The 20,971-nt window shown below is 67.9% G+C and carries 19 protein-coding genes; 6 read left to right on the plus strand and 13 right to left on the minus strand.

From position 1 onward, the window contains the following. Positions 1–4: 4 nt before the first annotated feature. Together secA2 and F6Q13_RS05200 are read right to left on the minus strand one after the other, a co-directional pair. Positions 5–2,326: an accessory Sec system translocase SecA2 gene (gene secA2, locus F6Q13_RS05195; RefSeq protein ID WP_293053208.1), complete on the minus strand. Its 2,322-nt coding sequence runs from the start codon at positions 2,324–2,326 to the stop codon at positions 5–7. 94 nt (positions 2,327–2,420) lie between these two features. After that, positions 2,421–4,058: an acetolactate synthase gene (locus tag F6Q13_RS05200; protein ID WP_293053211.1), complete on the minus strand. Its 1,638-nt coding sequence runs from the start codon at positions 4,056–4,058 to the stop codon at positions 2,421–2,423. A 151-nt stretch (positions 4,059–4,209) separates the two neighbouring features. Between F6Q13_RS05200 and F6Q13_RS05205 the strand changes: the two genes are divergently transcribed. Next, positions 4,210–6,132, plus strand: a complete 1,923-nt coding sequence (locus F6Q13_RS05205; protein WP_293053214.1) for an ABC transporter ATP-binding protein/permease — start codon at positions 4,210–4,212, stop codon at positions 6,130–6,132. Positions 6,133–6,208: 76 nt separating this feature from the next. Here F6Q13_RS05205 and F6Q13_RS05210 read toward each other — a convergent pair whose 3' ends face one another. Together F6Q13_RS05210 and F6Q13_RS05215 are read right to left on the minus strand one after the other, a co-directional pair. Next, positions 6,209–7,678 carry an FAD-binding protein gene (locus F6Q13_RS05210; RefSeq protein ID WP_293053354.1) on the minus strand — a complete coding sequence of 490 codons (1,470 nt, stop codon included), beginning with the start codon at positions 7,676–7,678 and terminating at the stop codon, positions 6,209–6,211. Positions 7,679–7,841: 163 nt separating this feature from the next. Continuing rightward, positions 7,842–8,519 carry a TetR/AcrR family transcriptional regulator gene (locus F6Q13_RS05215; RefSeq protein WP_293053217.1) on the minus strand — a complete coding sequence of 226 codons (678 nt, stop codon included), beginning with the start codon at positions 8,517–8,519 and terminating at the stop codon, positions 7,842–7,844. A gap of 120 nt (positions 8,520–8,639) precedes the next feature. Between F6Q13_RS05215 and F6Q13_RS05220 the strand changes: the two genes are divergently transcribed. Beyond that, complete coding sequence (locus F6Q13_RS05220) at positions 8,640–9,128, plus strand: nitroreductase/quinone reductase family protein (protein WP_293053220.1); 489 nt, start codon at positions 8,640–8,642, stop codon at positions 9,126–9,128. Here F6Q13_RS05220 and F6Q13_RS05225 read toward each other — a convergent pair. The 9 genes from F6Q13_RS05225 to F6Q13_RS05265 all read right to left on the minus strand — a co-directional run bounded on the left by F6Q13_RS05225 (position 9,092) and on the right by F6Q13_RS05265 (position 16,407). Beyond that, the gene (locus F6Q13_RS05225; RefSeq protein WP_293053357.1) at positions 9,092–9,754 is read right to left on the minus strand and encodes a hypothetical protein; all 663 of its coding nucleotides are present in this window, start codon (positions 9,752–9,754) and stop codon (positions 9,092–9,094) included. The two genes, F6Q13_RS05220 and F6Q13_RS05225, sit on opposite strands and share 37 nt — an antisense overlap. Positions 9,755–9,989: 235 nt before the next feature. After that, a complete protein-coding gene (locus F6Q13_RS05230; protein ID WP_293053223.1) occupies positions 9,990–10,913 on the minus strand; it encodes a sterol desaturase family protein in 924 nt (307 codons plus the stop codon). A 62-nt stretch (positions 10,914–10,975) separates the two neighbouring features. Next, complete coding sequence (locus tag F6Q13_RS05235; RefSeq protein ID WP_293053226.1) at positions 10,976–11,704, minus strand: MgtC/SapB family protein; 729 nt, start codon at positions 11,702–11,704, stop codon at positions 10,976–10,978. Between the two features lie 222 nt (positions 11,705–11,926). Beyond that, entirely contained in the window at positions 11,927–12,325 is a 399-nt protein-coding gene (locus F6Q13_RS05240; protein ID WP_367141098.1) for a DUF732 domain-containing protein, read from the minus strand. A 54-nt stretch (positions 12,326–12,379) separates the two neighbouring features. After that, positions 12,380–14,047, minus strand: coding sequence for an NRAMP family divalent metal transporter (locus F6Q13_RS05245; protein WP_293053229.1), 1,668 nt, complete (start codon positions 14,045–14,047; stop codon positions 12,380–12,382). Continuing rightward, on the minus strand, positions 14,044–15,321 hold the full coding sequence (locus tag F6Q13_RS05250) for a CBS domain-containing protein (protein ID WP_293053232.1): 1,278 nt from the start codon (positions 15,319–15,321) through the stop codon (positions 14,044–14,046). Before F6Q13_RS05250 ends, F6Q13_RS05245 begins: the two co-directional genes overlap by 4 nt. Positions 15,322–15,370: 49 nt before the next feature. Continuing rightward, complete coding sequence (locus F6Q13_RS05255; protein WP_293053238.1) at positions 15,371–15,655, minus strand: WXG100 family type VII secretion target; 285 nt, start codon at positions 15,653–15,655, stop codon at positions 15,371–15,373. Between the two features lie 9 nt (positions 15,656–15,664). Then, positions 15,665–15,961: a WXG100 family type VII secretion target gene (locus F6Q13_RS05260; RefSeq protein WP_293053241.1), complete on the minus strand. Its 297-nt coding sequence runs from the start codon at positions 15,959–15,961 to the stop codon at positions 15,665–15,667. 149 nt (positions 15,962–16,110) lie between these two features. Continuing rightward, the gene (locus F6Q13_RS05265; RefSeq protein ID WP_293053244.1) at positions 16,111–16,407 is read right to left on the minus strand and encodes a PE family protein; all 297 of its coding nucleotides are present in this window, start codon (positions 16,405–16,407) and stop codon (positions 16,111–16,113) included. 601 nt (positions 16,408–17,008) lie between these two features. On the opposite strand from F6Q13_RS05265, the gene fmt reads away from it, so the two are divergent. The 4 genes from fmt to ribD form a co-directional block, all read left to right on the plus strand. After that, positions 17,009–17,941, plus strand: coding sequence for a methionyl-tRNA formyltransferase (gene fmt, locus F6Q13_RS05270; protein ID WP_293053247.1), 933 nt, complete (start codon positions 17,009–17,011; stop codon positions 17,939–17,941). Then, entirely contained in the window at positions 17,938–19,311 is a 1,374-nt protein-coding gene (locus F6Q13_RS05275) for an RsmB/NOP family class I SAM-dependent RNA methyltransferase (protein ID WP_293053250.1), read from the plus strand. Before fmt ends, F6Q13_RS05275 begins: the two co-directional genes overlap by 4 nt. Positions 19,312–19,320: 9 nt before the next feature. Next, a complete protein-coding gene (gene rpe / locus F6Q13_RS05280) occupies positions 19,321–20,010 on the plus strand; it encodes a ribulose-phosphate 3-epimerase (RefSeq protein ID WP_293053253.1) in 690 nt (229 codons plus the stop codon). 13 nt (positions 20,011–20,023) lie between these two features. Beyond that, the coding region (gene ribD / locus F6Q13_RS05285) for a bifunctional diaminohydroxyphosphoribosylaminopyrimidine deaminase/5-amino-6-(5-phosphoribosylamino)uracil reductase RibD (RefSeq protein WP_293053256.1) at positions 20,024–20,971 on the plus strand (948 nt) is incomplete at its 3' end.

Consider the following 20,971-nt stretch of genomic DNA (forward strand, 5'->3'; position numbering starts at 1 on the left):
GCTCTCACCGGAAGATCCCGGGCAGGCTCAGCACCGACATCGTGTCGTCGGCCAACGGATTGTCGTGCACCATGTAGGTCCACGTCGACGTCGGCCGCGCCAGTTTGGACAGGTCCACACCCGGCTCGTCTTCGACGGCCGGGGACGTTTCGAATGTCTGCTGGGCCGCTTCGATCGCGTCGGCGGCCAGTGAGGCGAACCCGTCGACGGCCATCCGATGGAACTCATCGAGCGGATTCTGCCGGCCCAGGGCCCGCAGATGGATGCTCTCGCGAATATCGGCCAGGTATGCCAGGTGATCAGCCCAACCGCGGTCGAGGTGGTAGAGCATGATCAACCGGCAGATCGTCGTCAGTTGCTCGTCGGACAGTTGGGCGGCGAGTTCCCGGTAGCGCTGCGGTGCGAGCTGGGCGAGCTCCTCGCGCGCCGTTGCGGAGCTCAACAGTGCGTTTCGCCGTTCGACGATGATCGCCCGCTGCTGGGCGATCAACTGGTTGTAGCGCCAGGTGTTGGCGTGCACGTCCAGCATGCGGCCTTCGGCCACCCGCTGAGCATGATCGAGCAACCCGGCCGCCTTGCCGCTGACGATCCGGCCGTCCGCGTCGGTGGCCGTCGGCAGCTTGGCCGATTCCAGGTTGGCCACGACAACGTCGTCTTCCCAACTGGCGAAAAACACCGTCGAGCCGGGATCGCCCTGGCGGCCGGCCCGCCCGCGCAACTGGTTGTCCAGCCGTGCGGTGTTGTGGCGGCCAGTGCCGATGACGTGCAACCCGCCCAGCTCCACGACTGCGTCCCGGTCCGCCTCGTCGGAGCCGCCGAGCCGGATATCGGTGCCGCGACCGGCCATTTGCGTCGATACCGTGACCGCGCCGAGCTTGCCGGCCTCGGCGATAACCCGCGCCTCCTCAGCGTCGTTTTTGGCGTTGAGCACCACGGCGGGCACTCCGCGTCGCCGCAGCCGTTCGTGCAAATACTCCGATTCGGCCACATCGCGGGTACCGATCAGCACCGGTTGTCCGGTCTCGTGCACCTCGATGATGTGCGCGACGATCGCGTCATTCTTGGCGGCGGCGGTTATGTAGACCCGGTCGGGCTCGTCCTCGCGGATATTCGGAGTGTTCGGCGGAATCGGCGAGACACCGAGCTTGTAGAACTGCCGCAGCTGCTCGCCGGCGGCCAGCGCGGTGCCGGTCATGCCGCACACCGTGGGATAGCGGTTGACCAAAGCCTGCACGGTGATGGTGTCGAGCACCTCACCGGTCTCGGTGGTGGCGATGCCCTCCTTGGCCTCGACGGCGGCCTGCAGACCGTCCGGCCAGCGCTGGAGCTGGGCGACGCGCCCGCGCGAGGCGTTGATCAGCTGCACCGCGTCATCGCGCACGATGTAATGCACGTCCCGGTGCAGCAGCACCTGGGCGTGCAAGGCGACATTGACCTCGGTGAGCGTGGTGCCGACGTGTTCCTCGGAGTACAGATCGATACCGCCGAGCGCCTTTTCCACCTTGGCCGCGCCGGCCTCGGTGAGATGGACGTTGCGGCCCTCGGCGTCGGTTTCGTAGTCGTGGCCGGCGGTCAGCTCGCCGACCAGCTCGACGATCTCGCGCCGCGGGGTCTCCCGGTGTGTGGTTCCGGCCAGCACCAGCGGCACCAGCGCCTCGTCGACCAGCACCGAGTCGGCCTCGTCGATCAGCGCCACGTCCGGGTTGGGCGACACCAGGTCGGCGACGTCGGTGACCAACTGGTCGCGTAGCACGTCGAAGCCGATCTCGTTGACCGAACCGTAGGTGACGTTGCACCGGTAGGCCGCGCGGCGTTGCTCGGCCGTCGATTCCGCGGTGACGAATCCGACCGTGAGACCCAGCGCCTCCAGCAACGGGCCCATCCATTCGGCGTCGCGGCGAGCCAGGTAGTCGTTGATCGTGATGACGTGCACACGACGGCCGGCAAGCGCGTATCCGGCGGCTGCGATGGCCCCGGACAGCGTCTTGCCCTCGCCGGTGGCCATCTCGACCACGTCACCGGCGAGCATGCGCAGCGCGCCGAGCAGCTGCACGTCGAACGGTCGCAGCCCGGTGGCGCGTTCGGCGGCTTCCCGGGCGATGGCCAGGAACTGCGGGATGTCGCCGGAATCGGCGAGGTCACGCAGGTTGAGCAGCCCTGCCGCCTTGGCCAGCTGCTCGTCGTCGAGACCCGCGGCTTTCTCGGCGTACTCCGCCGAGGCGGTGACGTCGGTGAGCGAACGGCGTTGGTTCTTCTCGGTGCTTGCCCCCAAAAGGCGCCAGAACCGGCTGCTCAGGCGCCCCGGCCGCGCGCTTTGGGTAGTCAAGCTCGTGGTCCTCGCGATAGTCCTTGCGGTATCTGACACAGCACAACCGTACGCGGATTCGGTGGCCCTGCCCGGCGGGAGTGCCCGTGTCGCGTCACCCCAGGTTGGACCGGCGTGGATAGGCCACCGCGGGGTCGGTGAGCACGTTGACCACGGCGGGCAGGCCGCTATCGAACGCACGCTCCAGCGCCGGCCGCAATTCGGCGGGTGTGCACACCAGCTCACCGTGCCCGCCGAGGACCCGCGCCACCTTGTCATAGCGGGTGCCCGGCCGCAGGTCGGCCACCACCGAGTAGCCGTAGAGCGCTTCCATCGGGTGCTTTTCCAAGGCCCAGATGCCGTTGTTGCCGACCACTGAGACCACCGGGACGCCGTGCCGCGCCAGGGTGTCCCACTCCATGCCGGAAAATCCGAATGCGCCGTCGCCCTGTAGCAGCACCACCTGGCGGGAGGGCCGGGCCAGCTTGGCGGCCAGCGCGTAGCCCGGGCCCGAGCCCAGGCAGCCGAACGGACCGGGATCAAGCCAGGCGCCGGGCACATAGCTGTCGATGACCCGTCCCGCGTAGGAGCCGAAATCGCCCGCGTCGACGACGATGATCGCGTCGCGGTCGAGCAGCGGCACCAGCTCCGCATACAGCCGCATCGGGTGCAGCGGGGCCCGGTCGTCGGCCAGTTCGTCGCGTTCGAGCGCACGCGCTGCGGTCTCGGCCGCCCGCAGCTCGGCGATCCACTCGCGGCGCCCCAAGTGCCCGCTCGCGCCGAGCGCCGCCAGGGTCGCCGAGAGGTCGCCGTAGAGTCCGGCAGCGATCGGCCTGGGGTGCTGGCGGTCCGGCGCGGTGCGGTCGGCCACGATCAGCCGGGTCTGTTCGCCGAACACCGCGCCGAAGCCCAGCCGGAAATCCATCGGCACCCCGACGACCAGCGCGACATCGGCGCCTGCCAGGGCTGTTGAGCGGGCCCGCGAAAACGCCAATTCGTGGTCGGCTGGAACCGTTCCGCGGGCCATCCCGTTCATCAGCACCGGAATCTGCTGCTGTTCGGCCAGTGCGAGCAGTGCCTTCTCGGCGTGCGCCCACCACACATTCGTGCCTGCCATGATCACCGGCCGCTGCGCTGCGGCCAGCAGGGCCACCGCCCGGTCCAGCTCGTCGCCGTCGGCCGGTTCCAGTGCCGGCGGGTCGGTCAATGCACCAGGGCGGGTGTCGTCGTCGGCGATCGAGAACACGTGATCGAGGGGGAAATCGACAAACGCGACCCCCGACGGTGCGGCAACCGTGGCGCGCAGCGCGTCGTCGACCAGCCCGCACACCGCGGCGGCGGATTGCGCGGTGGCGGCGAAGCGCGCCAGCGGTGCCACCACGGGCACGTGGTCGATCTCCTGCAGCGACCCCATCCCCCAACGCCCGGCCGGGGCCCGGCCCCCCAGCACCAGCAGCGGCGAGCCATTCTGCTGCGCGGCCGCCATGGCGCTGATCCCGTTGGTGACACCGGGACCGGCCGTCAACGCGGCCACGCCGGGCACGCGTGTCACCTTCGACCAGCCTTCGGCGGCGAAGGCCGCGGTCTGTTCGTGGCGGGTGTCGACCAGTCGCAGACCCTCGCTGCGGCAGCCGTCGTAGAGGGAAAACAGGTGACCGCCGGACAACGTGAAGACCGTGTCGACGCCACTGGCCTTCAGTCGGCGTGCGATCAACCGCCCCGCATGCAGAGTCGTCGCGGCGCCGATGCTCATTCCCGCGAGCTTAACGGCGGCCGCTGACGCGCCGTCGCCCGGTGCGGCGTGTCGCCGCCCCCGGGCCCGGCCACGATTCCGGTAACTTCGCGCGCAGGACTTCCGTTCGAGGTGCCCGCGGGGCAGCCTCACGGCACAAGGAGACGTCGACGTGGGCAGCGATTTGACACCGTTCAAACCATCGATCAACTGGGCCGATGCCCTGCCCGACTCGTTGTGGTGGTGCGCCAGAGCCTGGGTGATCAGTGTCGTGTGCGTTCTTGCGGTGCTGGTGCTGGTCCGCTACACCACCCGGTGGGGCCGCCAGTACTGGCGGATCACCCGTGGTTATTTCGTCGGCCCGCACTCGGTACCGGTCTGGCTCATGCTCGGTGTGCTGCTGTTCTCGGTAGTCGTCTCGGTGCGGCTCAGCGTGCTGTTCAGCTACCAGGGCAAAGACATGTACAACGGGCTGCAGAAGGCGTTCGAGGGAGTGGGCGCCCATGACGAAGCGGTCCGGCAATCGGGGATCCATGGCTTTTGGATGTCGCTGGGCATCTTCTGCATCATGGCCGTCATCTTCATCGCCCGGGTGATGGTCGACATTTACCTGACTCAGCGGTTCATCATCGCGTGGCGGGTCTGGCTCACCGAACACCTGACCGCCGACTGGCTCGCCGGCCAGGCCTACTACCGGTCCCGCTTCATCGACAACGCGATCGACAACCCCGATCAGCGGATCCAGCAAGACATCGACATCTTCACCACCGGTGCGGGCGGGACCACCAACGTGCCGTCTATCAGCACCTCGGACACGTTGCTGTTCGGCGCCGTCAATGCGGTGATTTCGGTGATCTCCTTCACGGCGATCCTGTGGAACCTCTCCGGGGACCTGAACGTGCTCGGCGTGGCAATCCCGCGCGCGATGTTCTGGATCGTCATCGTCTATGTGTTGGCGGCGACGATCATCACCTTCTGGATCGGGCACCCGCTGATCCGGCTCAGCTTCGAAAACGAGCGGCTCAACGCCGTTTTCCGGTACGCGCTGGTGCGGCTGCGCGACACCGCCGAGGCCGTGGGGTTCTACCGGGGTGAGCGCGCCGAGCAGACGCAGTTGTGGGCACGGTTCACGCCGATCATCGACAACTACCGCCGTTGGGTCCGACGCACCATCGGCTACCTGGGGTGGAACGCGTCGGTCAGCCAGACGATCGTCCCACTGCCGTGGCTGTTGCAGGCGCCCCGATTGTTCGCCGGCAAAATCGACCTGGGGGACGTCGGCCAGACGGCGACCTCGTTCGGCAACATCGAGTCGTCGCTGTCGTTCTTCCGCAACAACTACGACGCGTTCGCCGCGTTCCGCGCGGCGATCCTGCGCTTGCACGGGCTGGTTGACTCCAACGCCCGCGGCCGGGAACTGCCCGAGATCCTGGTGCGCCCCAGCGTCGACGACTCGGTCGAGCTCGCCGGCGTCGAGGTGCGCACCCCGACGGGCGAGCAGCTGATCGATCCGCTGGATCTGCGCCTGGACCGGGGCGAGTCGATGGTGATCGTCGGCCCGTCCGGCAGCGGCAAGACCACGCTGTTGCGCAGTCTCGCACAGTTGTGGCCCTTTGCTTCCGGTACGCTGACCCGGCCTGCCGGCGACACCGACACGATGTTCCTGTCGCAGCTGCCCTATGTCCCGCTGGGCGATCTGCGAACGGTGGTGGCCTACCCGAATTCCCCGCGCGACCTGTCTGACGAGGCGCTGCGCGACGCACTGACCAAAGTTGCGCTGGCTCCGCTCGCGGGGCGCCTCGACGAGGAACAAGACTGGGCCAAGGTGCTCTCCCCCGGAGAGCAGCAGCGCATCGCGTTCGCCCGGATCCTGCTGACCAAACCCAAGGCGGTCTTCCTCGACGAGTCGACATCGGCACTCGACGAGGGCCTGGAGTTCGCGCTCTACGAGCTGCTGCGCACCGAACTCCCGGATTGCGTGGTGGTCAGCGTGAGCCATCGCCACACCGTCGAACAGCACCACGAGCGCCTGCTGGAGCTGCTGGGGGCGGGCGCATGGCGGCTCGGCCCGGTCGAGGTGGGGCCTCGACTGTAGATCCGCAGCCCGGCGACCGTCATGCGCGCCGAGGGTGAAGCTATTGTGAACGCTCGGCTGATTTTTCGCGGTAGTTTCACGCCCGGCGGCTGCGCGCGGCCTTCGCCGCGTGCGTTCCGGCCCGCCGCCCGAAGAACGAACCTTCCCCCAGCTGAGTGCCGCTGGCGTATCCCTTGCCGTCCTGGGCGATGTTGGACGCACAGGCTCCCACCGCGTAGAGGCCCTCGATCGCGGTGCCGTCGTCACGCAGCACCTGGCCGTCTACCGAGGTGGCCAGCCCGCCGAGGGTAAATCCTGCGTACATCGCCTTGCCCAGCGACAAATCGAACGCCCCCCATGGCCCTTGATCCTGCGGTGCCAGGAATTCCGGCTGCTTGTGGAAATCGGGGTCTTCGCCCCGGGCGGCGAACTCGTTGTAGCGCTTGAGGGTCGCGGCCAAATTCCCCGCCGGTATGCGCAGCGCGGCTTCCATCTCCCCGACGGTTTCCCAGCCGTCGATCAAGGGCACCAGCGGCATCTGCGGCTGCTGCAGATGCGCCTCGTCGACAATCAGGAACGCGACGCTGTCCGGCTGGTCCATCACGAAGCCCGAGGTGCGCGAATGGTATGAATCCTCGGCGACGAACCGGTGCCCGAATTTGTTGACGATGATTCCGGTGAGCAGAATCGAGGGCGGGTACACCGGCGCGGTGATGAAGACCTGATCCATGTGCTGGGTGGCGCCACCGGCGGAGACCCCCAGCCGGATGCCCAGCCCGTCGTCGTAGGTGTTGCCCAGCACGAACGGCTTCTCCGCGAGTTTCGGTGTGTAGGTCGCGACCATCTCGGGATTCATCACGAAACCGCCCGCGGCGATGATCACCGAGCCGGCCCGGATCGCTCCGGCATCGGCGAAGTGCTTCCACCTCACCCCGGTCACGGCTCCCGACGCGTCGACGACCAACCCGGTCGCGCCGGTTTCGTAGCGGACCTGCACACCGAGGTCTTCAGCGCGTTTGACCAACAGGTCGATCACCAGCTTGGCGCCTTTGGTGTCGCCGGGCACCGGCACCTTGTGCCCGCGCGGGGCCGGCACCGCCTGTTCGGAAAACGGCCACACTTTCTCATTTCCGGTGTACATCAACCCTTCGGTGTTGGGTTGGATCACGGCCTTTTCCGGGTAGTAGCTGCGCTCGAACTGGAACCCGAGATCTTCCAGCCAGGTGAAGTGTTCCACGCTGCCGTCGCAGTAGGCGCGAATTTTGACGTGGTCGGGTTGACGGGCCACCGCGACGAGGTATTTGTACATCTCCTCGGCCGAATCGGGATGCCCGGTCGCCTTTTGAACCGCGGTGCCACCGCCGAGATAGAAGTGCCCGCCGGCCATCGCGCTGGTGCCACCGGCCGCCGCGGCGCGTTCGAGCACCAGCACCCGCGCACCGGCCGCCGCCGCGCTGACCGCAGCGCAGCCGCCGGCGATACCGAACCCGATCACGACGACGTCGACGTCGTCCGACCACGACCCGATGGTGTGCATCCCGACTGGTTCCGGCGTCCGGGTGTTCAGCGCTGCTCCTTCTGTGATGGTCCGGTAGGGCACGTCGGCCTGCGAGGCCGACACGGACGTGGCGTCCCGAGGTCCCATGGTGCACCGATATCGTCGGTCTCGACACCGACATGCGGCAATCCCGGCCCGAATCTTGCAGGAATTCGAGGTGATGGCGTCGGCGTCAGTGTTGTGTGAGCAGGCCGACCAGCAGGCGTATCTGGCTGTCGAACACGGTTTGGGGATCACTGAGCGTGTCGGGGCCGTAGTGGCCGAATACCTCGAGGCTGATCGCGCCGACCACTCCGGCCCAGATCGTGAAGCAGGCACTCATGACGTGGTCGTCACCGGGGAAACCGAATTCACGGCGAATCCGGTCGTAGTCTGTCGAGACCGGTGGCGCCGCGACGTCATGGGTCAACCTGATGTCGCCGGTCTCGATTCCGGCGGCGACGGCGTCGAACAGCGCGCCGATCACCCGCGTGCCGGGTCCGGTCGTTCGGTCCGCCGGGGCGTGGTAACCGGGCACGGGGCTGCCGTACAGCAGTGCCCAGCGGGCCGGATTCGCCAGAGCCCACGCCCGGGCAGCATGCGCGATCGCAACGACGTCGTCGCTCCAGACGACGGCCTGTGGGGCCCGGGTGACGGCATCGGCGAGGTCACAGTAACCGTCGACCAGCAGCAGGGTCAGCAACTCGTCGCGGCTGGACACGTACCGGTACACCGCCGACGACACCATGCCCAGGTCGCGGGCGATCGCGCGGAGCGACAGCCCGGCCGCCCCGCGGTCAACCAGGTGCTGCCGGCCGAGCTCGAGGATCTGCGCCTCGATGCGCGCACGCGTTGCGTGGCGTGTGCCCATCTGGCCAAGTCTGGCACCCAAGAGATCAGTGCTCTTGCTTTTTCGGCTGCACCGTGCCAGGGTCATGTCCAACGAGAGCGCCGCTCTCTTTGTGTCGGCCTTGGGCCGGAAGGATGTGCGATGTCGATGCGCTATGACCGGCCCGGCCGGGTTGCCCGCGTCGGTACTGCGGTCGGTCGCGGGCTCGCCGAAGCCGGGGTCAGCATCGCCGGGACCCGGGCACTTCGCGTCCGCGGCCGCACCAGCGGGAAACGTCGCGGTGTGGTGGTCAACGTGTTGACCGTCGAGGGCGTCGATTACCTGGTGTCACCGCGGGGCCGCACCCAGTGGGTGCGCAACGTCCGAGCCGCCGGTGTCGTCGAGGTCGGCCCGCGCTGGCGCAGCCGGCGCCGGCGCGCGACCGAGGTGGCCGACGCTGCCAAGCCCGATCTGCTGCGGCGCTACCTGGACCGGTGGTATTGGCAGGTCAAGGGGCACGTTGCGGGCCTTGCTCCGGATTGCGGCGAGCCAGAGTTGCGCGCCGCCGCGCCGGCTATCCCGATTTTCGCCCTCACGGATGCCGGCCGACCCGATCACGAGGCCGGGGCGGCGCCGGGGCTTGCCCCCTGAACGTCCTCGGCCACCTGCTGCGCGATCGCCTGCCACGACACCGCGGTACGGAAATCGCCCCAAATGCTGTTGAACAAGCCCACGATCGCGGCACGGCCAGGGCCGTTGACCACATACACCGGTCCGCCGGAATCGCCTTTTTCGCTCGTGAAACCGTGACCTATGGTGAACCAGCCGTTGTTGACACTCGCGATAGTTCCGCAGCTTTCGCCGGTGACGATGCCGAAATGACAGACCGGCTCGCCCGGTCGGGCGACCACACCCGGGATCGATTCCAGCACGCGCCCGCCGGGCAGCACGTTGTTGGGCGTGACGTCGTCGGCCAGCACGATCGACTCGTAATCGGCGACAAACTGATCGGCGGCCACCGGGGCGCCGTCGGCGGTATTGGCCCGAAACGTCGCGGAAGTGCCGATCACGTGGTCGTCCTCGTCGGTCACGGGCCCGTCACCGTGGCAATGACCGGCGGTGAACGCTACCCGTCGTACGGGGTCGACATACCCCAACGTGCACAGATGACCCGCTTGGTGAATTTCCATACCGGGAAACACCACCACCTGATCAGCCTTGGCCGTCGGGCCCATCCCAGCGGCCAGTACGGTGGCGCCGACCGTCGTGGCGAACATGCACAATGCTGGGCGGGCCACCGGTCACTCCGATCGGTCAGGGCCGGCGTGGCGCCGGCCGGCTGATGCAGTCAGCGGTTCAAGCTTCGCAGACGAAGACCGCGAGATGATCAGCGCCTGCCCCGGTCGGACCGGATCAGAGTTGCTGATGGCGCCGTCGTCGGCTCCGGCGTCCGGCTATCAGCGCCCAGGCCCCGTGTTGGAGTCCGGTTCGGCTCGCCCAACCAGTCCGTGCTCACTGCGCCGATGTCAGAGCTTCGCGGCGGCCGGTCGTGCGAGGTTCCCAGCCGGGTGGTCCGAAAACGTAGCCCAGTCGGTCGCGCAGCCGTGTCGCCGAGCGCAGATCGCGGACGATCGCCAGGTATTCGTGAGTTTGCAGCAGCCAGATGTTGAACGTGTCGACCTGCTTGGTCAGCCCGTAATGCGGGCGGAATATCTCGGGTTGGAAGGTGCCCAACAGCCGGTCCCAGACGATGAAAATCCCGCCGTAGTTCTTGTCCAGGTATTGCGGATCCATCCCATGATGCACCCGGTGATGTGATGGCGTATTCAAGACGAACTCGAATGGCCGCGGGAGCTTGTCGATCCGCTCGGTGTGCACCCAGAACTGGTAGATCAGGTTGATCGAGAAGCTCACGAACACCATCCACGGCGGAATTCCCAATAGGGGCAACGGAACCCACATCAGAATCTCGCCGCTGTTGTTCCACTTCTGGCGCAGCGCGGTGGCGAGATTGAAGTACTGGCTGGAGTGGTGTGCCTGATGGGTGGCCCAGATCAGCCGCACTCGATGGGCGATGCGGTGGTAGCCGTAGTACAACAGGTCGATACCGAGGATCGCGATGACCCACGTGTACCACTGGGTGGCGGGCAGATGCCATGGCGCCAGATAGGCGTAGATCGCGGCATAGCCGAGCAACGCCGGGAACTTCCAGCCGGCGGTGGTGACCACCGAGACCAGCCCCATCGAGATACTCGCCCATGCGTCGCGGGTGAGGTAGGCACCCGATGCCGGCCGCCCCGATCCCTGGATGCGGTCGAGCTTACGTGCCGCTGTCCATTCGATGGCGAGCAGCAGCAGGAAGAACGGGATAGCGAACAACACCGGGTCACGCATCTGCGCCGGTAGCATGGAGAGGAAATCCGCGACGGCATTCACACCGAAACTTTATGACGGGCCGGCTGTAGCACCCAAGCACGGCGGCCGTGTCGGCGGGACCACTAGCCCGGCCGCGCCACCGGTGGCATCGGTTCGTCCTGATCGCCGGCATACCAGTGCACCGTCTGAACGCCTTCCTGCAGGGACAGTTCCGCGACCAGCTGTTCAAGCCGGGTTGGCGCGTGTCCGTCGCTCAGGAGGTACGCGGTCAACGCGAGGCTGTCCTCGCCCGCCCGCTCGGTGTGGATTCCGCGCAGCACGAAGTCGTTGCTCCGGGTGCGCTGCACGATCTGGGCGCGGGCATACTTTTCCGATTTGGGGCGGCACACCAGCTGCAGCTGGTACGGCTGGTCGTCCTCGTCCTCTTCCACCACGTTGTCGCGGTCGATCAAGCGGCCGATCGGCCGGCCCAGCAAATGGATCATGATGACCGCAGCGGTGCCGATCAGCGCGAACATCAAGTCCCCGCCGGCGGCCAGCACGCCGACCGCCGCCGAGCACCACAGCGACGCCGCGGTGTTGAGCCCTCGGACGTTGAATCCCTCCCGCAGGATGACTCCTCCGCCGAGAAATCCGACTCCGGACACCACATAGGACGCAACCCGGGTAGGGCTGGTGTCGTTGGCGGCGACCGAGTAGAGAACGAACAACGTCGCTCCGGTCGCCACCAGCGCATTAGTACGCAGACCGGCTCGCCGCGCCTGCCACTGTCGCTCGATCCCGATGAGCGCACCACACCCGAGCCCGACGCCCAGGCGCAGGACGAAATCAGCGATGCTCAGCGTCTGCATAGCCTGCTCCCGGTCTCGTCACGATGTCGGTTCCAGTGTGGCCGAGTCCGACGACGACGGAGAAACCAGGGATGTCCGCGTCGGTGCAGGTTGTGGCGGAGGCTTTCGCGCACCAACCAGGTGGCGTGACGTTGCGGCACCCCGCGACGATCGGATCGAGAAATCAGCCCAATCGCCCGCCATCTCTACGCGGTTCGCATCGAACCCGCGGCGCGCATCCCCTCAGTGTCCTGCGCCGCCGGCCACCGCGGCCTGCAGCGACCCGGCGCCGCCGAAAGCGCTGTCGTCATCACCACCGTCGAGATGTTCGGGGCAATAGTTGTCCGCCGCGATCACGGCGAACTTGGCGGCGCCGACGAGGGTGAATCCCGGGTTGGATTTCTCCACTTGCCGGACAGCGGCGACGCCGGGAGTACCGGCATCCATCAACCCGCACACCGCCCGCCCGACCGCAACGGCTTCGGGTGCGGTGTGGTAGGTGATGCCGGCTTGCCGGAGAGCGGCGAGGAAGTCGTCGTCGCTGCCGGCGGCGGGATCCGCAGCCGCGGCTGCGGCGAGCGCGATCGCCGCGGCCAGCGCGGCTCCCGCGACGGGTGTCGAGGCCAGTGCTGTGATCTTCACGATTGATTCCTCCGCATGATTTGACGCCGAATACCGGGGGACGGCCAGCCGCCGTCAGGCATTGCCGAGTTGAATGGCTTTAACCGCCAGCAGGATCGCTCCGACGACGAGGTAGCCGCGCAGCACCACCATGCCCAACCGAGTTCCGACCGACCAGGTGGCCGGCTCCAGCAGAGCCAGGGGCGGCATCCGCCAGCTGCCCCGCTCCCCCTTTCTGAACTGGCGGAACAGCTGCTCGGGCATCGTTGCTTTGGGCTGCCGGCGGGCGAACCACCACAACGTGATTCCGATGATCGCGGCGCAGCCGGCGCACCCGGCGGCGAAGTCGTCGGCGACGGAGACGATGTCGAGATGGGGGAACACGGTGGTCGCCATCAGGATTCCCGACAGCAGCAGCAACGCGCCGACGATGATGCCGGCCACGACGTTGAGCCATGGCCGATTCGCCCAGGGACCCAGGACTTCCCGGTCGTTGCACAGCAGGAGCAAAAAGACGGTGGCACTGGGCAGCAACAGCCCCGCCAGGGCCTGGACGCCGGTGGTGATCAACCCCAGCGGCGCACCGGGGAAAAGCACCACTGCAGCAGCGATCACCACCATCGCCGTGTAGGACAGGTAGAACGGTTTGACCTCGGCGAAGCCGCGGTTGAGCGAATGTTTGAGGCCGAAAACGTCGCCGAACGCGTAGCTGGTGGCCAGGGTCACCGTCGCGGCGCCGATGATGGAGGCGTCGAGCAACACGATTGCGAACACCGAACCGAGGACCGGGTTGTGTTGACCCAGTAGATGTGCGAGCACGCCCGCGTCGATGAAGCGCCCCCGGCTGTGGGTGACTCGAGCGGCCCAGTCGCCGGTCATCATCAAGGCCGCCGCCCCGATCACCACGACGAACGCTCCCAACGTGGTGTCCAACCGTTCGTAGCCGATGAAGCGCGGCGTGATGCGCTTGTCGACGATGTTGGACTGCTGAAAGAACAGCTGCCAGGGCGCCACCGTGGTCCCGACCATGGCGATGACCAACAGCAACGCATCCGAGGTGACGCCGCCGGCTACACCGGGGGTGACGAAAGCCTTGCTCGCCTGCGCCCAATCCGGATGCGACATCAACACCATGGGAATTTGCAGCAGCGTGATCGCCACGAACATCAGCATCGCGCGTTCCCAGCGGCGGAAGCTGCCGGTGGTCATGATGGCGATCAACGCGATGGCGGCGAATGGGACGACGACGTAGCGGGAGATGCCCAGGTAGTCGGCTGCCAGCGTGATCCCGATGAATTCGGTGATCAGTGTCAAAAAGTTCAGCAGGAACAAGTCGCCGACGGAGAAGGCGCCCCAGCCGCGACCGAAGCGTTCGTTGATCAGCCGGGCGTGTCCGACTCCGGTGACCGTGCCGAGCCGAACCACCATCTCCTGGTTGACGATCAGCACCGGGATCAACAGCAACAACACCCACAGCAGCGAATAGCCGTAGTTTTGGCCGGCCTGCACGTAGGTGGCCACCCCGCCGGCGTCGTTATCGCCGACCATGACGATCAAACCAGGGCCCGCAATCGCCATCAGAGCACCGATTCGGACCTTCAGTGTTCGGGGAAAATCATTGTGGCCAATGCTGATTCGACCGAAAGCTCCTTCGATGTGACCAGTGTCGGCATGGTCCAGCAGCGCGGTGTGCAGCGATGCCGGCGCTGTAGTGCCGACAGTCGTGGGGTCGACCGCGGTCATCGCAGGTCATCTCCTTGATCGACGCCAGACATCGGCTGGCCGATCAGCGAAACCGGTTCGGGCACGGCGCCTGGTCCGGCTGCCCGTCGGCGCCAGTCGTCGGGGATGACAGCTTTGAGAACGTCGTCGATGGTGACGACGCCCAACAGGCGGTCCTCGTCGTCGACGACCGGGACGGTGCGTAGACCGTTGTCGGCTATCAGCACCGCGACGTCGGCCAGATCGGCATCCGGACTTACCCGGATTGGATCCGAATCCATCAGTGCTGCAACCATGTCTGTGGGGCGTGACTGCAACAACGTCACCACCGGCGCCACACCGGCGAGCCGCCCGGTGTGGTCGAGGACATGAATCTGTGCCAGTGCGGCCGGCTGCACCGTCACCGCCGTGCCGACGACGGTGAGCGCCTCGCGCACAGTAGCACCGGGACCGCACGACACGACGTCGACGGTCATCGTCTCCCCGGCACTGCCGGGATTGAAACCGAGCAGGTTCAGCATTGAGAGACAGGCTTGCCCGGGCATCAGGTCGATAACCCGCCGGCGGCGGAACGGGCGCAGGTCGATGAGCGTGTCGGCGGCGTCGTCGGCGCGCATTCGGCCGAGCAGCGCAGCGACCTCGTCGTCGGACATGTCGTCGAGAAGGCCGAGGCTTTGCCGCGCTTCTGCGCTGTCGGTTCCGGCGAGCAGATCGGCGATGTGCCCGGGATCAAGCGCGGCGACCCGCCCGGACACGCGCCGCAAAGCCAACGACTGACCGTGTCCGGTCAATGGTTCGAAGGCCTTCCAGTCGCGAGCGGCCTGGCCGCAGGGCGTCTTCAGCAACGCGAACAACCGGGGCGGACGCCGGCTGTCCAACCGCGCCAACACCCACTCGCCTGCGCGTTTTTCAAGTTCGATGTCGTAGACGCGCACCAATTCCCCTGCGGCCACGTCGATCAGCCGGTCTCCGAGGACATCGGACTGCAGCAGCACTTCACCGGGACGACGTTCGAATCGGGGCAAGTCGAATTGACTGCGCCTCAGCGTTACCCAGTCCGGGCCAAGCCGATTGATGGATCTGCTCCCGGCGAACACCCGGTGGCCACCGACCGCGGTCACCACACCGGTCACCAGCGGGTAGGTATGTGCGCCGCGCAGCCGAACGACGATGTCCTCGACACGGCCTACCGCCTCACCGGACGGGGTCAGAACGGGGCGACGCAACACCTGCGACACGTGGATCAACGCTGTGCTGGTGCCGGTGAATTCCGGCGTGGCAACGGGCTTGCTCATGATGAGTCCCTTCTTGGCGGACCAGGTGCGCCGGATATTCGGGGCCGGCCTAGGCCCAGCTGGAGCCGACGGCGGAGTCGGTGGACGCCATGTTGTTGCCGGCGGTCTGCACCTTCTGGCCGTGGGCGTTGGCCTGTTCGTAGATCACCTGGAAATTGCGACCCAACGCGGTGATGAACTCCTGGCAGGCGGCCGAGCCCGCACCGCCCCAGAAGTCACCGGCGGCCAGCACGTCACGGATGATTGCCTGGTGCTCGGCCTCCAACGCCGCAGCCTGGGCGCGGATCGTCGCACCGTGCGCGTCGACGTCGGCGAACTGGTAGTTGATCGACATGATCTTCTCCTAGCTGCTCAGGATCTGCTGGGAGGCTTGTTCTTGGGCTTCGTAGTTGGCCGCGTCGCGGATCAGCCCGTCGCGCACCCCGTGCAGCATGTTGACGATGTTGCGGAACGCCTGGTTCATCTGGCCCATCGTGTCGTAGGAGGTCGACTGCGCGGTGCCGCTCCAGCCGGCCCCGGCGATGTTGACCGAGGACGCCCACATCTTGCGGGCTTCGTCCTCGACGGTCTGGGCGTGCATGTCGAACCGGCCCGCCATGTCGCGCATGGCGTTCGGGTCGGTCATAAAACGAGTGGCCATCAAACACTCCTTTGATCGGTAAGACTTCGTCTCGCCAGGACATGGTCAAAGACGTTGGACTGGTGGAGAAAAGCTATTGGTCGGACTGTCTAAATCCACCTGATGTGCCCAGAACCTCGGCCGACCCCCTTTCCTTTTTCTGAGCCTTCTTAGCCGGTCGCGACCGCGTTGGCGGCCTCGGTCGCTGCATATGAACCCGCGCTGGTACCCAATGTGTTGACGAACATTTCGTGAATCGCAGCAGCGTGGGCGCTTATTGATTGATACAGGTGAGCGTGAGCGACGAACTGTGCGGTAATCAGCGCCGAAACCTCGTCGGCTGCAGGGGGCAGGATCGCCGTCGTTGGAGTCGCCGCTGCCGCGTTTTGTGAGTTGACCCCAGAGCCGATGGCACTCAACGCACCAGCCGCCATCGATAAAGCTTCCGGGTGAGTCGTGACAAACATGCTTGCACTCCATTCTCCAAGGGGATGGTTCTGACTGCTGCATGCGGAGCAACGGTAGAGTAGCTAGCGCCAGATGTGATCCGGGTCTCAAAATGAGAAACGCGGATTTCGGGGACGCGGGCACGGCTAGGAAGCTGGGCAAATTTCTTCTGACAGCGAGGTGCCTAGCGAAATCTGGCTATCAGTGGCGCCGGTGGTGAGATACGGCACGACGCCCGGCATCAGGAGCCCGATGCGGGGTTGAGCAGGTGGTTATGTCAATTATCAAGTGGGGCAACCAATTATCAAGTGGGGCAACGTCGACCGGCGGCCAGTCGGTGACCGGCGTCGAGATCCGACGTGAGGTCCGGCGATACCGGAAAGCGCCCGTCAACGCCGCGGGCGGCCCCGCCTGGGCCGTCCCTGTCGTGCAGGGTGATCGGAGTGCAGCACCGGCAGTTCTGCCCGGGGTTTGCCGTGGCCGCCGGTGAAGGCAATTGGGTTCATTTCCAAACAGTTTCGTGATCCTGATCGATGCCACCGCATGGCTTGGCGGCCGGATGGTGCGCAGGCCCGGTGGCTGTCAAGCCCACCTGGCGAAACTCTTCCCTAGACTGTGCCGGTGCGCCTCGTGTTCGCCGGCACTCCCGAGCCGGCACTGCCCGCGCTGCGGAGGCTCGTCGATTCGCCCCGTCACGAGGTGGTCGCGGTGCTCACCCGGCCCGACGCCGTCTCGGGGCGCCGCGGCCGGCCGCAACCGTCGCCGGTGGCCCGGTTCGCCCTGGAGCACGGGATTCCGGTGCTGCGGCCGCCGCGGCCCAACAGCCCCGAGTTCGTCGCCGAGCTCACCCGGTGGGCGCCCGACTGCTGCCCGGTAGTGGCCTACGGCGCGCTGCTCGGCGAGGAGTTGCTGGCGGTGCCCAGGTACGGGTGGGTGAACTTGCACTTCTCGCTGCTGCCGGCCTGGCGTGGCGCCGCCCCGGTGCAGGCCGCTATCGCCGCCGGCGACACGGTCACCGGGGCGAGCACCTTCCAGATCGAACCGGGCCTGGACTGCGGCCCGGTCTACGGCGTGGTCACCGAGGAGATCCGGCCGACCGACACCGCCGGCGATTTGCTCGACCGGCTGGCGGAGTCGGGTGCGGCGTTGCTGGCCACCACCCTGGACGGCATCGCCGACGGCGTGCTCACCCCGGTGCCGCAGCCGGCCGACGGGGTCAGTCTCGCCCCCAAGCTCACCGTGGACGCGGCCCGGGTGCGCTGGGACCTACCGGCGCAGGTGGTCGAGCGGCGCATCCGCGCGGTCACCCCGAACCCGGGGGCCTGGACGCTGATCGGTGACCGGCGGGTCAAACTCGGTCCGGTGTCGATCGACGTCGAGGGTCCGGATACGTTGTCACCCGGCCAGATTCGCGTGGATCGTCAGCACGTGTGGATCGGCACCGGCTCGCAGCCGGTGCGACTGGGCCAAATCCAGGCGCCGGGAAAGAGATCGATGGACGCGGTCGACTGGGCCCGCGGCGCCCGGCTGGATCCGGCGTCGCGCGCCTCATGACCCAGCGTCGGGAAAAACGGCGGCGCAGGCCGCTGGACCCGGCGCGGCGAGTAGCGTTCGACGTGCTGCGCGCGGTCAGCGAGCGGGACGCCTACGCCAACCTGACGCTGCCGGCACTGCTGCGCGAACGCGGGATCACGGGCCGTGACGCCGCTTTCGCCACCGAGCTCACCTACGGCACCTGCCGCACCCGCGGCCTGCTCGACGTGGTGATCGGCGCGGCGGCCGAACGCCCGCCGGACGCGATCGACCCGGTGCTGCTCGACCTGCTGCGGCTGGGCAGCTACCAACTGCTGCGCACCCGGGTCGACGCGCACGCCGCCGTGTCCACCGCCGTCGAACAGGCGGCGATCGAATTCGATTCGGCGCGTGCGGGTTTCGTCAACGGCGTGCTGAGGACGATCAGCGCCCGCGACGAGCACTCCTGGGTCGAGGAGCTGGCCCCGGACCCGGCAGTCGACGCGATAGGCCACGCCGCGTTCGTGCATGCCCACCCGCGTTGGATCGCACAGGCATTCGCCGACGCGCTGGGCGCGGCCGCCGGGGAGCTGGAGGCGGTGCTGGCCAGCGACGACGAACGCCCGCGGGTGCATCTGGCCGCCCGTCCCGACCGGATGACCGCCGCAGCGCTGGCCGAGGCGGTGCACGGCAGCCCAGGCCGGTATTCGCCGTACGCGGTGTACTTGCCGGCCGGCGATCCGGGCAGGCTGCCGGCGCTGCGCGACGGCCTGGCGCTGGTCTGCGACGAGGGCAGCCAACTGGTGGCCCGCGCGCTGACGTTGGCGCCGTTGGCTCACGACGCCGGGCGCTGGCTGGACCTGTGCGCGGGGCCGGGCGGCAAGACGGCGTTGCTGGCCGCGCTGGGCGCCGACCGCGGAGCGCGAGTCACCGCGGTGGAGCCGTCGGCACACCGGGCCCAGCTGGTGGCGGCCAACACCGGCGGGCTGCCGGTGGACGTGTTGACGCTCGACGGGCGACGGACCGGGCTGCAGCCGGGCTTCGACCGTGTGCTGGTCGACGTGCCGTGCAGCGGCCTGGGCGCGCTGCGCCGTCGGCCCGAGGCGCGCTGGCGGCGCCGGCCCGCCGACCTGCCGGCGCTGACCGCCCTGCAACGCGAATTGCTCAGCGCGGCCATCGCGTTGACCCGGCCCGGCGGCGTGGTGCTGTATGCGACCTGCTCGCCGCATCTGGCCGAGACGGTCGGCATCGTCGCCGATGCGCTGCGCCGTCATCCGGTTGCCGCGCTGGACGCCCGGCCATGGTTCGAGCCGGCCGGGGAGCTGGGCGAGGGCCCCTACGTCCAGCTGTGGCCGCACCGGCACGGCACCGACGCCATGTTCGCCGCGGCGCTCGAAGTCCGGTCACAGTAGGCTCGTTTCATGTCCGCGACCACCGAGCGGCCGATGATAGCTCCGTCGATCCTGGCCGCCGATTTCTCCCGGCTGGCCGAGGAAGCCGCGGCGGTCGAGGGCGCCGACTGGCTGCACGTCGACGTGATGGACGGTCATTTCGTGCCGAACCTGACCATCGGCCTGCCGGTCGTGCAAAGCTTGCTGGCCGCCAGCGACCTGCCGATGGATTGCCATCTGATGATCGAGGACCCAGACCGCTGGGCGCCGCCGTACGCCGAGGCTGGTGCCTACAACGTCAGCTTCCATGCCGAGGCGACCGACAACCCGGTCGCGGTCGCCCGCGACATCCGCGCCGCCGGCGCCAAGGCTGGCCTGGGCATCAAACCCGGCACTCCGTTGGAGCCCTATCTGGACATCCTCAAACACTTCGACACGTTACTGGTCATGTCGGTCGAGCCCGGGTTCGGCGGCCAGGAATTCATCCCGGAGGTACTGGGCAAGGTCCGCGCCATCCGCACCAAGATCGACTCCGGCGACTTGACGATCCTGGTCGAGATCGACGGCGGTATCAACGCCGACACCATCGAGGCGGCCGCCGAGGCCGGCGTCGACTGCTTCGTGGCCGGCTCGGCCGTCTACGGCGCCCGCGACCCGGCCGGCGCGGTCGAGGAGCTGCGGCGCCGGGCGGCCGCCGCGTCCACCCGCCTGCGCCTATGAGCCCGCTGAGCCCATGAGCATTCCCGCCGCGGTGGACTACGACGCCGCCATGCGGCTGGCTGTCGAGCACGCCGAACTGGTCAAGGGCACGACCTACCCCAATCCGCCGGTGGGTGCGGTGATCCTGGACCGGGAGGGGCGCGTCGTCGGCGTGGGCGGCACCGGACCGGCCGGCAGCGGGCACGCCGAGGTGGTGGCGCTGCGGCGGGCGGGCACCCTGGCCGCGGGCGGCACCGCGGTGGTGACCCTCGAGCCGTGCAACCACCACGGCAAAACCCCGCCGTGCGTCGACGCTCTGCTCGATGCCGGCGTCGCGGCGGTGGTCTACGCCGTCGCCGACCCGAACCCGATCGCGGCCGGCGGCGCGTCACGCCTGACGGCCGCCGGCGTGCAGGTCATCACGGGGGTGCAGGCCGATCTGGTGGCCGCCGGGCCGCTGCGCGAATGGCTGCACAAGCAACGCACCGGGGTCCCGCATGTGACGTGGAAATACGCCGCCAGCATGGACGGGCGCAGCGCGGCCGCCGACGGCTCGAGCCGCTGGATCACCGGCGAAGCCGCCCGCGCCGACGTGCACCGCCGCCGCGCGACCGTCGACGCGATCGTCGTGGGCACCGGCACCGTGCTCCGCGACGATCCCGCGCTGACCGCCCGGCGAGCCGACGGCAGCCTGGCGGATCGCCAGCCGCTGCGCGTGGTGGTGGGAAAACGCGAAATCCCGGCCGAGGCCAAGGTGCTCAACGACGACGCGCCCACGATGCTGATCCGCACCCACGACCCGGCCGAGGTGCTCAAGGCGCTGTCGGATCGCACCGACGTGCTGCTGGAGGGCGGGCCGAGGCTGGCCGGGGCGTTCCTGCGGGCCGGCGCGGTCGACCGCATCCTGGCCTACATCGCGCCGATGCTGCTGGGCGGGCCGGTCACCGCGGTCGACGACGTCGCGGTGCCCAGCATCGCGCAG

It is taken from the genome of Mycobacterium sp., assembly GCF_008709575.1.
Lineage (GTDB): Bacteria > Actinomycetota > Actinomycetes > Mycobacteriales > Mycobacteriaceae > Mycobacterium.

Excerpts from the sequence above, each read along its gene's own strand:
- F6Q13_RS05200 (WP_293053211.1), bottom strand. The coding sequence starts at position 4,058 with ATGAGCATCGGCGCCGCGACGACTCTGCATGCGGGGCGGTTGATCGCA.
- F6Q13_RS05215 (WP_293053217.1), bottom strand. The coding sequence starts at position 8,519 with ATGGGCACACGCCACGCAACGCGTGCGCGCATCGAGGCGCAGATCCTC.
- F6Q13_RS05220 (WP_293053220.1), top strand. The coding sequence starts at position 8,640 with ATGTCGATGCGCTATGACCGGCCCGGCCGGGTTGCCCGCGTCGGTACT.
- F6Q13_RS05225 (WP_293053357.1), bottom strand. The coding sequence starts at position 9,754 with ATGTTCGCCACGACGGTCGGCGCCACCGTACTGGCCGCTGGGATGGGC.
- F6Q13_RS05235 (WP_293053226.1), bottom strand. The coding sequence starts at position 11,704 with ATGCAGACGCTGAGCATCGCTGATTTCGTCCTGCGCCTGGGCGTCGGG.
- F6Q13_RS05245 (WP_293053229.1), bottom strand. The coding sequence starts at position 14,047 with ATGACCGCGGTCGACCCCACGACTGTCGGCACTACAGCGCCGGCATCG.
- F6Q13_RS05250 (WP_293053232.1), bottom strand. The coding sequence starts at position 15,321 with ATGAGCAAGCCCGTTGCCACGCCGGAATTCACCGGCACCAGCACAGCG.
- F6Q13_RS05255 (WP_293053238.1), bottom strand. The coding sequence starts at position 15,655 with ATGTCGATCAACTACCAGTTCGCCGACGTCGACGCGCACGGTGCGACG.
- F6Q13_RS05260 (WP_293053241.1), bottom strand. The coding sequence starts at position 15,961 with ATGGCCACTCGTTTTATGACCGACCCGAACGCCATGCGCGACATGGCG.
- F6Q13_RS05265 (WP_293053244.1), bottom strand. The coding sequence starts at position 16,407 with ATGTTTGTCACGACTCACCCGGAAGCTTTATCGATGGCGGCTGGTGCG.
- F6Q13_RS05275 (WP_293053250.1), top strand. The coding sequence starts at position 17,938 with ATGACCCAGCGTCGGGAAAAACGGCGGCGCAGGCCGCTGGACCCGGCG.
- rpe (WP_293053253.1), top strand. The coding sequence starts at position 19,321 with ATGTCCGCGACCACCGAGCGGCCGATGATAGCTCCGTCGATCCTGGCC.